Raw genomic sequence first — 10,075 nt, forward strand, 5'->3', positions numbered from 1 at the left:
TATGGCACAGGCACAACGGCTCGCGGGCTATGGTCTAGACGTTTTGAAGAAGCTGTTTAGAATGAAATAGCCCTGGAATAATTGGTCTAATATTTTAGAATTATCATCCACAAAATCACCATTTAAAAATAGATAACTCACTTACAGCAGCGCAAGATCCTTGAAGCAACGGCGCGTTAACTCGATTCTTGCAGCTCCGTCATTATTGTTGCGGATGTCAATGTTTGTAGCAAAAAAGTAAACATTTTTATCCTTTTCTAAATAACCTACATACCAGCCAATTTGAGGCTTTGTTTGTTCTCCAAAGCTTGCCCAGCCTGTTTTTGCCCTAATTGTATAATCGGGAGTTTGTTCAACAATTATGATGTCTTTCACCAGAGACAGCGATCGCTCGGAGAAGGGTAAGTCATTTTTGTAGAGACGGCGGAGAAACTGAATTTGCTCGTTGGGTGTGATTCGCAGTTCTCCCTCTAACCAGAATTTGTCAATATCGTCTTTGTTACCGATTTTTTGGTTGCCATAACCGACTGTAGCTACCCATTTTTGCATTTGCTCGTGTCCGACTCGGCGGGCGAGAACTTGGTAAAACCAAACGGCGGAAAGTTTCATGGCTTGTCTCATATTCAAGTCTCGATTCCAGGCGGGAATTTGCCTTTGAATTCCATCCCAAGTTAGAACGGCAATCTCATCTGAAATCACCCCTGTTTCTAAGGAAATTAGAGAGTTGAGAATCTTAAATGTAGATGCAGGTAAAAAAGCTGTGGCGTTACGCTGCGGGTTCTGTTGATAAAGCCGATCGCTATTCAAATCGTAAATCGCTATCGAGCCTTCAACCCCTAGTTCTTGAAAGTGCCGTCCAAAATTCATTGTCTGAGCAACATCTCCTCCGCGAGGCGGAGATTCTTGCACTGGAGGTGACACGGTTAAGGCTGATTGCGGTGGCTGAACTAAAACAGAAATAATGCAGCCTAATACAATTAAAACAACAGCGATCGCACGAGATATTCTGTTCATAAACTTCGATAATTTAGCCAAATCACAGGCAGTAACATCACAGGCGCGATTGACTTGTAAGGTGCGTCTGACTTACGCTGTGTAAGAAACGATTAGGGTTAGCCCTTGACGCACCCTACTATATATAGCTGTCAATTGCGTAATTACTTAACTAGAAAACTGCCATAATATTTAAGGCTACCAAACAGCTTAACTGAATTACTAAGCTGAGTAACCGAAACTTTGGATCGAGGCCAGCGATGTGAACTGCTGAATGTACAAGCCGAAATAGAATGTACACAACAATCAGCACATCTACTGCTGTTCCTGAAACACCCCTAACTGTTAGAAGGAAAACAACTCCCAAATACAAAGGCAGGTTTTCTATCAAGTTGGATTGTACTCGAAATAGTCGCCAAAGCAAGCTGTCGTCGTTTGGTGTGCCGAAATCTTTTACAGAACCGCCCGCAGATAGATGCCGAATCCTGACTGCTAGCAGCATGATGACAACCGCGATCGTCCACAGGATGAAAATTGTTAAACCCCACAGAGGAAAAGTCATATTTGTCTGTTCAATTTGCATCATCTTTCTACCTTGCGAAACTGCTACTAAGACTTTAGAAAAGTTATCGGTCAAGACTCTTGTTCTGGCGTTTTCCTTTTTAGTTAAAACAGCTTGAGGATGTTTCTATTCTGGCTGTTTTCCGACATGGATAGATCGCTCACCACGCTCAAAGCAGCATCTAACCGACAAGCTGACGCTAACTAGAGTGCGATCGCATCTCGTGAGTGTCATTTCTAGCCGCTAGCAACCGAGCGTTTACAGAGGGTTTTCGGCAAGACGATCGCACCATTGTATCGAGCAAGTGTTCGATCGCACCCGGTAGATTCTGGCAAAAACCAGTGTGAACCCGCGATGTCTGAACGATCGTGCTGCGGGGTGCTACGAGCCAGTGAAAGCGCTCTCTGTGGGGAAGTTGACCGATCGCGCCAGATTCCTTGCCGCCCGCACAAATGATGGGAATGACTGCTAGGTGATTGCGAATCATTTCCAGATCCAACGTTGAGTCGATCGCCATCAAGCGCTGTTCATCAATTTCGATACGGGCTTCGAGGAATTTTTTCGTACCGCAGGAAACGATCGCCCCCACGTTGATAAACTCCTCGCGCTCAACTTTGGGAACGACGCGGATAATAGCGTAATCATAAAGAAATCGATCGGGCACTAATCGCTTCCTCCAAAAAAATATGTGGTGATTCTAGCCGATTTAGCAGGTACTCGATATAAGCATTCCGATGTTCGTTGCTATCGCTGAAAGGAGAATCTCCCACCAGCCAAGTATCAGGAATTAGTTTAACAATGTTGCGAATGAGGTCCGGGGTTAGCGTTTGAGTCATCTTTGAATTTGCCGCTTCCAGCGTACTCGCAAAACGCAGCAGAACGTGGTCTTTGATTGGGGGGAAACGATCGCGGCTGCGCGAGAGATAATCTTTCCAGGTGTGGTGGAAGTAGAGGGCTGCACCGTGATCGATCAGCCAAAGCCGGCGGTGCCATACCAGCATATTTGCATTGCGCGACGTGCGATCGATGTTGGTCACGAAAGCATCGAACCAGACGATTTCTGAGGCGAGATCCGCATCGGACTTACCCACTATCGGGTCAAAAGTGATGGAGCCCGGGAGATAGTCGAGGGCGAGGTTGAGGCCAGCACTTGCTCGGATCAAATCTTGAATTTCCGGGTCAGGCTCAGTGCGAGCCAGTTCGGGATCGAGTTCAACAAAGACGAGTTCGGGGATTGGGAGCCCGGAGGCGCGAGCAATCTCTCCCGCCACTAGCTCGGCGATCAGAGATTTGGCTCCCTGGCCCGCACCGCGAAATTTGAGCACGTACATACCATCATCATCTGCTTCGACGATCGCCGGCAGTGATCCGCCCTCGCGCAAGGGAGTGACATATCTGGTAGCAATGACTGTTCGCAAGCTTAGACTCATGCTATTTTCGATTTAAGATTTGAGATTTTCGATGGGAAATCACTGATTTTATGAGGGTTTTGAGCACGGGATTACAGACAGTTGGATTCTTTTTTTTAACTGGGACTGATGTTAATTAGCGTGTTTACTAAACTGATGACTAAAAGGACACAACAATGTTGTGTCCCTACGGAATTTTGCCAAATCTTGCTTTGAGACAGTCATTAGTCATCAGCCATTAATCAACTAATAACTCATGACTAACCACTAATCAGTTGTACTAACGTGGTCGATTCTCTCTAATTGCCAGAGAATTTGGTTGCCTTCGCGCCGCACCCGCGACACTACCCAATTTCGCCAAACCCAGTTGTCTCCACGACTGGTGACAGCGCTGGCATTTACATCCATCAAATCAGCCAGTTCAGAACTGGTAATCAAGTAGCCTTTCGTCGCAACCTCGTCGGCGATGTGCAACGTTTCGATCAGATTGCGGAGGTCCTGAACCCTCACCTCGCGGGGCAAGTTCTCCAGGGTATCGGCAGTTGAATCCATCATGGTAGAGTTGGAGATCGGAAGGTCAGAAGTTATGACATAGGATTCTATCGTTTTGTTACCAGTTGCGTTCGTTTCTTCCGAAACAATTGTGTTGTCAAAGTGTAGGGGCGGTGCCCCCGTGCCCGCCCCGGCCTCATCTCCCGTTGGTTTCTGCTGTTGCAGTTCGGGAGTGAGATTGTGCGAGAAACTGCGGGCGATTTCATCGCATCTGTCGTTGTAGAAGTCGCCGGAGTGGCCGCGGACGTGTTCCCACTTGATTTGTCGAGAATTCAGCTTGTCTAGCAGATGCCAGAGGTCTTGGTTGACAACATCTTTGCCCGTTGAGGTTTTCCAACCTTTATTTTTCCAGCCTTGAATCCATTTAGTGATGCCGTTTTTAACGTATTCGCTGTCGGTGTAAACGGTGACTGGTTCGGTTTGACCCGAATTGGCAAAAAATTCCAGCGCAGCGACGGCCGCCTGCATTTCCATGCGGTTGTTAGTGGTTTGGGGGTCTCCACCCCCGAGTTCGTGACAGTTGCCGTCGGCGAAGCAAACTACTGCACCCCAGCCGCCTGGGCCTGGGTTGCCGGAACAAGCGCCGTCTGTGTAGAGACTTTTGATTTTGGGAATTGTCATGAGCGAATTAATTTGTCATTTAGAGGTAAGTTGTTTGCAAGTGCGATAATTAAGGCAATTGCGATAGTTTTACTTGCTGCTATGAAAAATGCCAACTTAAAGATTAAAAAGGTCGGGCTATTTATTTGTCCCTTTTCTTTGTTAATTTTTAATACTTTCGCGCAAGCACAGCCCATAGTGCCTGCTGCTGACGGTACGGGTACTGTTGTCACCCCCAGCGGCAACCGTTACGATATCAATGGCGGCAGTTTGTCGGGAGACGGCGCGAATCTTTTTCACAGTTTTGGGCAGTTTGGCTTGAATGAAGGTCAAATTGCTAATTTTCTGACTAATTCAGCTATTCAGAATATATTAGCTCGAATTGCTGGCGGGGACGCTTCGCTAATTAACGGTTTAATTACTGTCACGGGCGGCAATTCTAATCTGTTTCTAATTAATCCTGCGGGGATTGTGTTTGGCCCGAACGCGAGTTTGAATGTGCCGGCGGCTTTTACTGCAACTACTGCTACTGGTGTCGGTTTTGGTTCAAATTGGTTTAATGCTGCGGGTACAAATAATTTTAGCGCCTTGGTGGGTACGCCAAATGCTTTTTATTTTGGTGCGGGTGTACCGGGAAGTATTGTTAATGCTGGCAATTTAGCGGTGACTCCGGGGCAAAATTTGGCTTTGCTTGGCGGTACGGTTGTTAGTACCGGGCAGTTGTCGGCTGCGGGCGGGCAAATTACTGTTGCTGCTGTTGGGGGAGATCAGGTTCTCCGCATTAGTCAACCGGGGCATTTGTTGAGTTTGGAAATAGCAACGGGCGGAAATTTTGGTAATTTTCAACAGACTTTGAATCCTGTTTCTTTGCCGCAGTTGCTGACAGGTACTGGGCAAAATCAGGCGGCAGGTGTTGCGGTTGCGGATGACGGTTCTGTGCGGCTTGTGGCTTCTGGTTTGCAGGTGAATTCTGGGGATGTGGCGATTGCTGCTAATGTGTCTGGGCTGCCGCAGTTGAATGCGGGAAGTGCGAATTTATGGGCTGCGGGAAATCTCACGTTAGCGGGCGCTAGGCTGCAAACTACGGGGGATTTGAGTTTGCTGGGCCGGGATGCGGTGCGGGTCAGGGACAGCGCCCAGAATCCTTTTATGGCGCAGGCTGGGGGGAATTTATACATTCAGGCCGATCGCACGATCGACATTCTCACTCAAAATGCGATCGGCGGCTTATCTCTTCCCCCGCAATTCCAAAGCGGCGGCAATTTGAGTTTGGTTAGCAACGGCGTTATTTCGGGGGATTCTCACTTTGTTTCGGGGGGCAATTTTTCGATTCGCAATTTGTCGGGAATGCCGGGAAACTTCGTCAGTTTATTTGACCCGATTATCAGTTCGGAAGGAGATGTTTTCTTTGGAGATTATACCGGAGTTTCGCTGAAAGTCGAGGCGAGGGGGAGCATTGTTGCTGAGGATATTACAATTACCGGCCCCGATATTGCATTGGGTAGGGAAAATGTGAGTGGCGATCCAGATATTGCTATTTTAACCAGCAGTCCGGCCTTAATTCTGCGGGCTGGAGTGGCAAATTTGCTAAATCCTGCTACTAACAGTTTAGGTGAAGATTCAATATTTACAAGTCCACTTTTATCAAGCAATTTGATTTCAGTTGAAAATATTTCAGCCGGTGGACCTGTAATTTTGTCAGCGCCGGGAAGTATCGCAACTAGAGACATTAATGGCGGTCAAATTAGTCTCGAAAGCAGGGAAGCCGGAGTGCTAGCTGGGGGCAGATTAACTTCTAGTTCTACAATTAATATTCAAGCTAATGACAATATTATCTTGACAAGTGACATTTCTCGTGCAGATATCAACGGCAGTATTAGTCTGAATACTGTTCGGGGTAATATCGTCACAGGATCGATCGATACTGGGACTTCCGGGGCGATCGAACTCAGAGCTTTTGGCAATGTGAATTTTGGGACTTTGCAGGGCTCTAATGTTGATATTACCAGTAACTCCGGGGCCTTGGGAGTTTTGACTGATGCCAATACCATTGTTCCTAATACTACACCTGTCAATATCACAGCAACTGAGAATATCAATTTGACAGCTTTTAGGGACTTAACGGTAGGCAATCTCACCGCTGGGACTGTCAATGCTAGCAGCAGTACGGGAAGTGTTAATACGGGGGCGATCGCTACTTCTGGAGATGTCAGAATTCTAGCGACACAGCAAATAAACACAGGGGCAATAACTGTTAATCCTGTCGCCACAAATCCAGTTAATCCCATTATCCCTACAGTCAATCTGGACGCCCAAACTAATATTAGCGTTGATTCCATCAATGCTCCGGCGGCTAGGATTGCTTTGAGAGCAACTAGCAACTTAAATGCACGGAGTTTGCTGGGGGGGTCAGTCGAACTCAAGAGCGATCAAGGAAATATTGCCATCGGTAATACTACATCCCTGGGGAATATTAATGTCATAGCTTCAGAGAATGTAAGTTCAGAGAATTTGCTAGGAACAAGAGTTAATGTAACTAGCAATTCGGGAAGTATTGATATTGCAAGCGCTACAGCAACAGAAAATGTCAATTTAACAGCGCCGCTGGATGTGAATTCAGGGGATTTGCGGGGCGTGGGAGTTAATGTAACTAGCAATACGGGAAGTATTGATATTGGCAATACCGACGCCACAACAGGAAATGTCAATTTAATAGCGCCGCTAGATGTAACTTCACGAAACTTGCAGGGAGTTGAAGTTGATGTCACTAGCAGCAGGGGAACTGTCAGCACCGGCAATATAGATGCTTTGGGAATTGTGAGGATTTTAGCCGGAAACGAAATCAGAATTGGGCGAATAAATGTTAATCCGATTGGGTTCGATCGAACTCCGACAGTCACTCTTAATGCCCAAAATGATATCAGTGTTGCATCCATAAATGCTCCGGGCGGTAACGTTAATATAGAAACTCCCAATTTTGTTCGAGTAACTGATATTTTCAACAACCAAAACGGCACTCCAGTTAGCATCTCGACTGTTAGGGGCGATCGGGTCGGATCGGTTGCGATTCGCCACGGTGGCGGCGATAGGAACCCGCCGATACCTTTTGTGGAAGGAGATGCGAGAATTAACGGTAGTGCTGCGCCGATCGATGGCGCTGTCAATATTATTCCGCCAACTCCAACTCCAACTCCAACCCCAACTCCAACCCCAACTCCAACCCCAACTCCAACCCCAACTCCAACCCCAACTCCAACCCCAACTCCAACTCCAACCCCAACTCCAACTCCAACCCCAACTCCAACTCCAACTCCAACTCCAACCGCAACTCCAACTCCAACCCCAACGGATAGATTCCCATTAGATAGAGGGCGATCACTTTTTCCCGATCGCAACCAACCCTTTAGTCGCGAACAGCGGCAGAACCAAAACAGAATATCGCGAGATATAGGAAAACCCGGAGAAAGGAGGCCGCCCGAAAGAATGCAATCTCCCAGAGAACTGAGAAATTTCATCAATTCAAATATCCGAGATTCAGTTATTCAGTCAGCATTTCGCGGCGACATCGGCAGGAATTTGGATGCCGGCAAAATATCGGCAGCTTTGTCTCTGCTGGACCAATCTTTCAGCCAAGAATTCGGGGAATATTTAGGGTTCAACATTAGCGACGAGTTGGTGTCCCCAGAGGAAATTCAAAAAAAGTTAGCATCCGTGGGTGCACAAACCGGCACAAAACCCAGCTTAATTTATCTGTTCTCGCAGCCCGAAGAATTAAATTTAATGCTGATCACTTCTTGCGGTGAAGTGGTTCACAAAAGTGTGCCGTCAGCGAACAGGCAAGAACTGCTGAAAGTTGTAAATGAGTTCAGGGGTGAGATTACCAAACCAGGGGTGCGGGCTACTACGAGTTATCTACCATCTTCCCAACAGCTTTATAAGTGGATGATTGCGCCTTTAGAGGACAGTTTAAAAAGCTGCGAAACGGATACTATTTCCTTTGTTGTCGATCGAGGTTTGAGAGGTATGCCCTTTGCTGCTTTGCACGACGGACAGCAATTTTTGGTGGAAAAATACAATCTCAGCCTGATGCCCAGCATTAATTTAACAGATACTCGCTACGTCGATATCAGAAATTCTCAAGTTTTAGCAATGGGTGCCTCGGAATTTTCCGATTTGAATCCTTTGCCTGCAGTTCCTGCAGAAATAGCCGCTATTTCTAGAGAGTGGCCGGGAGTTAGTTTTCTCAATGAGGGTTTCACTTTGGAGAATTTGAAGCGACAGCATCAAAGCCGACCTTTTGGGGTTATTCACTTAGCTACTCACGGCGAATTTCGACCTGGAACACCAAATAATTCTTTTATTCAGTTGTGGAATAGTCGGCTGCGACTGGATCAATTGCGGGATTTGAGATTGAATGATCCGCAAGTTAATATGTTAGTTTTAAGTGCTTGTCGGACTGCGGTGGGAGATGCACAAGCGGAGTTGGGTTTTGGGGGGTTGGCGCTGCAAGCGGGGGTGCAAACAGCTTTGGGAAGTTTGTGGTACGTGAGTGATGAAGGTACTTTGGGATTGATGAGTGAGTTTTACCAGCAGTTGAAGACGGCGCGAATTAAGGGGGCGGCGCTGCGACAAGCGCAAATTGCGATGTTGCGGGGAGATGTGCGTTTGGAGGGTGGCCGATTGCGCGGTTCGAGTCGGGGAGAGGGGGTGGAGTTGCCGGCTTCGCTGCAAGGGTTTGCGGATTTAAAGTTGTCACATCCTTATTATTGGTCGGCTTTTGTGATGATAGGGAGTCCTTGGTGATTGGTGATTAGTGATTTGTTATTGGTTGGATATCAATGATTTTTCGGGAAAAGTCGATCGCCCGCAAGCCAGCAAGTTCCGAGTGTGATCGCCCTTTTCACTATTTTTGATGCCGAGTCCGCCACCACACGATCGCTTGACGGGGGTGCGAGAATGCCTCTTCATGGCAGGGCTGTTTCAGCCTCTTGTAGGGGCTGCCCCCCGTGGCTGCCCCTATGTCTCAAACGCCTGTGAAGTCCCCTGTGGGGCATTAGTGACAAGTTAAGGTGATGAGTAAATTGTCAATGGGTATTTACATTAAGTAAAAAATGGATGAAACTCATAACAGGTAAGTAATTGGGGGATTGAGACGGGCCCTGACCAAGACTAGAACTACAAATCGAGATCACGCCAAGAAAAAACAACGGCTAATGATATAGCAATCCTAAGTGATTTTCTATATCTGTAAAATCTGAAAGTCTTGCTATACAAGAAGTCTAGGAAGACAAGAGGGCGTTTTGTTGTGAGACTCAAATCGGATTGCTATAGAGGATGAAGTAATTGCCCAACAACTCGAAGCATTACTGACACCAGCCATACTCAACCAGAAAAATTCCTACGGTCAACAAGGACCCAGAGATCGCATTCTCAACTTGCCCCTGATGATGGCTGCGGTGTTAACCTTACTATGGCGAGATGTAGCAGGGGTAAGAGAACTGACTAGAATGTTAACTAGAGATGGTTTTTTGTGGTGTAATCCCACCCTCGTCAGCCAACAAGCACTCTCACAAAGATTTTTCACCTTTCCTGCCGAGCTATTTGAACAAGTATTTAAAGACTTATTGCCAAGGTTAAGAACAAATTGGCAAAGCAGAAATCAACTAACCTTACCAGAAAGTATTCAGTTTACATTAACAAAAATTGAGCAAATTTGGATTATAGATAGTTCAATATTTATTAGAGGCATTGTTTCGGAAATCATCAAGTTTAGAAGAGACTAAAGTCGGACAAATGGCGGGAAAGATAAGTACAGTAATTGATGCGAGTAAATCGACTACCAGTAGAAATTTGGTTTCCCTAAAATGCGAAAAACTTGATATACTGTAGTTTAGACTAACCAAAGATGAGAACGGTGGCAAAAGAAGAACTAGAGCCACCGCGCCAGGAGAGAATGAGG

At 46.6% G+C, this 10,075-nt stretch carries 7 protein-coding genes and 1 pseudogene; 2 read left to right on the plus strand and 6 right to left on the minus strand.

Annotated features, from left to right (window positions below; genetic code table 11):
• Positions 1-141: 141 nt before the first annotated feature.
• From blaOXA to rnhA, 5 genes are all read right to left on the minus strand, one after another.
• Positions 142-1,014 carry a class D beta-lactamase gene (gene blaOXA, locus QUB44_RS29285; protein ID WP_333373082.1) on the minus strand — a complete coding sequence of 291 codons (873 nt, stop codon included), beginning with the start codon at positions 1,012-1,014 and terminating at the stop codon, positions 142-144.
• Positions 1,015-1,165: 151 nt separating this feature from the next.
• Complete coding sequence (locus QUB44_RS29290) at positions 1,166-1,579, minus strand: MAPEG family protein (RefSeq protein WP_333373084.1); 414 nt, start codon at positions 1,577-1,579, stop codon at positions 1,166-1,168.
• A 175-nt stretch (positions 1,580-1,754) separates the two neighbouring features.
• Positions 1,755-2,219, minus strand: a complete 465-nt coding sequence (locus tag QUB44_RS29295; protein ID WP_333373087.1) for a DUF3037 domain-containing protein — start codon at positions 2,217-2,219, stop codon at positions 1,755-1,757.
• On the minus strand, positions 2,197-2,985 hold the full coding sequence (locus tag QUB44_RS29300; RefSeq protein ID WP_333373089.1) for a HipA family kinase: 789 nt from the start codon (positions 2,983-2,985) through the stop codon (positions 2,197-2,199). Before QUB44_RS29300 ends, QUB44_RS29295 begins: the two co-directional genes overlap by 23 nt.
• A gap of 246 nt (positions 2,986-3,231) precedes the next feature.
• Positions 3,232-4,137: a ribonuclease HI gene (gene rnhA / locus QUB44_RS29305; protein ID WP_333373091.1), complete on the minus strand. Its 906-nt coding sequence runs from the start codon at positions 4,135-4,137 to the stop codon at positions 3,232-3,234.
• Positions 4,138-4,218: 81 nt separating this feature from the next.
• On the opposite strand from rnhA, the gene QUB44_RS29310 reads away from it, so the two are divergent.
• A complete protein-coding gene (locus QUB44_RS29310; RefSeq protein WP_333373094.1) occupies positions 4,219-8,919 on the plus strand; it encodes a CHAT domain-containing protein in 4,701 nt (1,566 codons plus the stop codon).
• Between the two features lie 18 nt (positions 8,920-8,937).
• On the opposite strand, the gene QUB44_RS29315 is transcribed toward QUB44_RS29310, so the two are convergent.
• Positions 8,938-9,084, minus strand: coding sequence for a hypothetical protein (locus QUB44_RS29315; protein ID WP_333373097.1), 147 nt, complete (start codon positions 9,082-9,084; stop codon positions 8,938-8,940).
• A 359-nt stretch (positions 9,085-9,443) separates the two neighbouring features.
• Here QUB44_RS29315 and QUB44_RS29320 point away from each other — a divergent pair.
• Positions 9,444-9,973: pseudogene (locus QUB44_RS29320) on the plus strand (IS4 family transposase); the annotation flags it as partial.
• Positions 9,974-10,075: the final 102 nt, after the last annotated feature.

The organism is Microcoleus sp. AT3-D2, from assembly GCF_036705715.1.
Lineage (GTDB): Bacteria > Cyanobacteriota > Cyanobacteriia > Cyanobacteriales > Microcoleaceae > Microcoleus.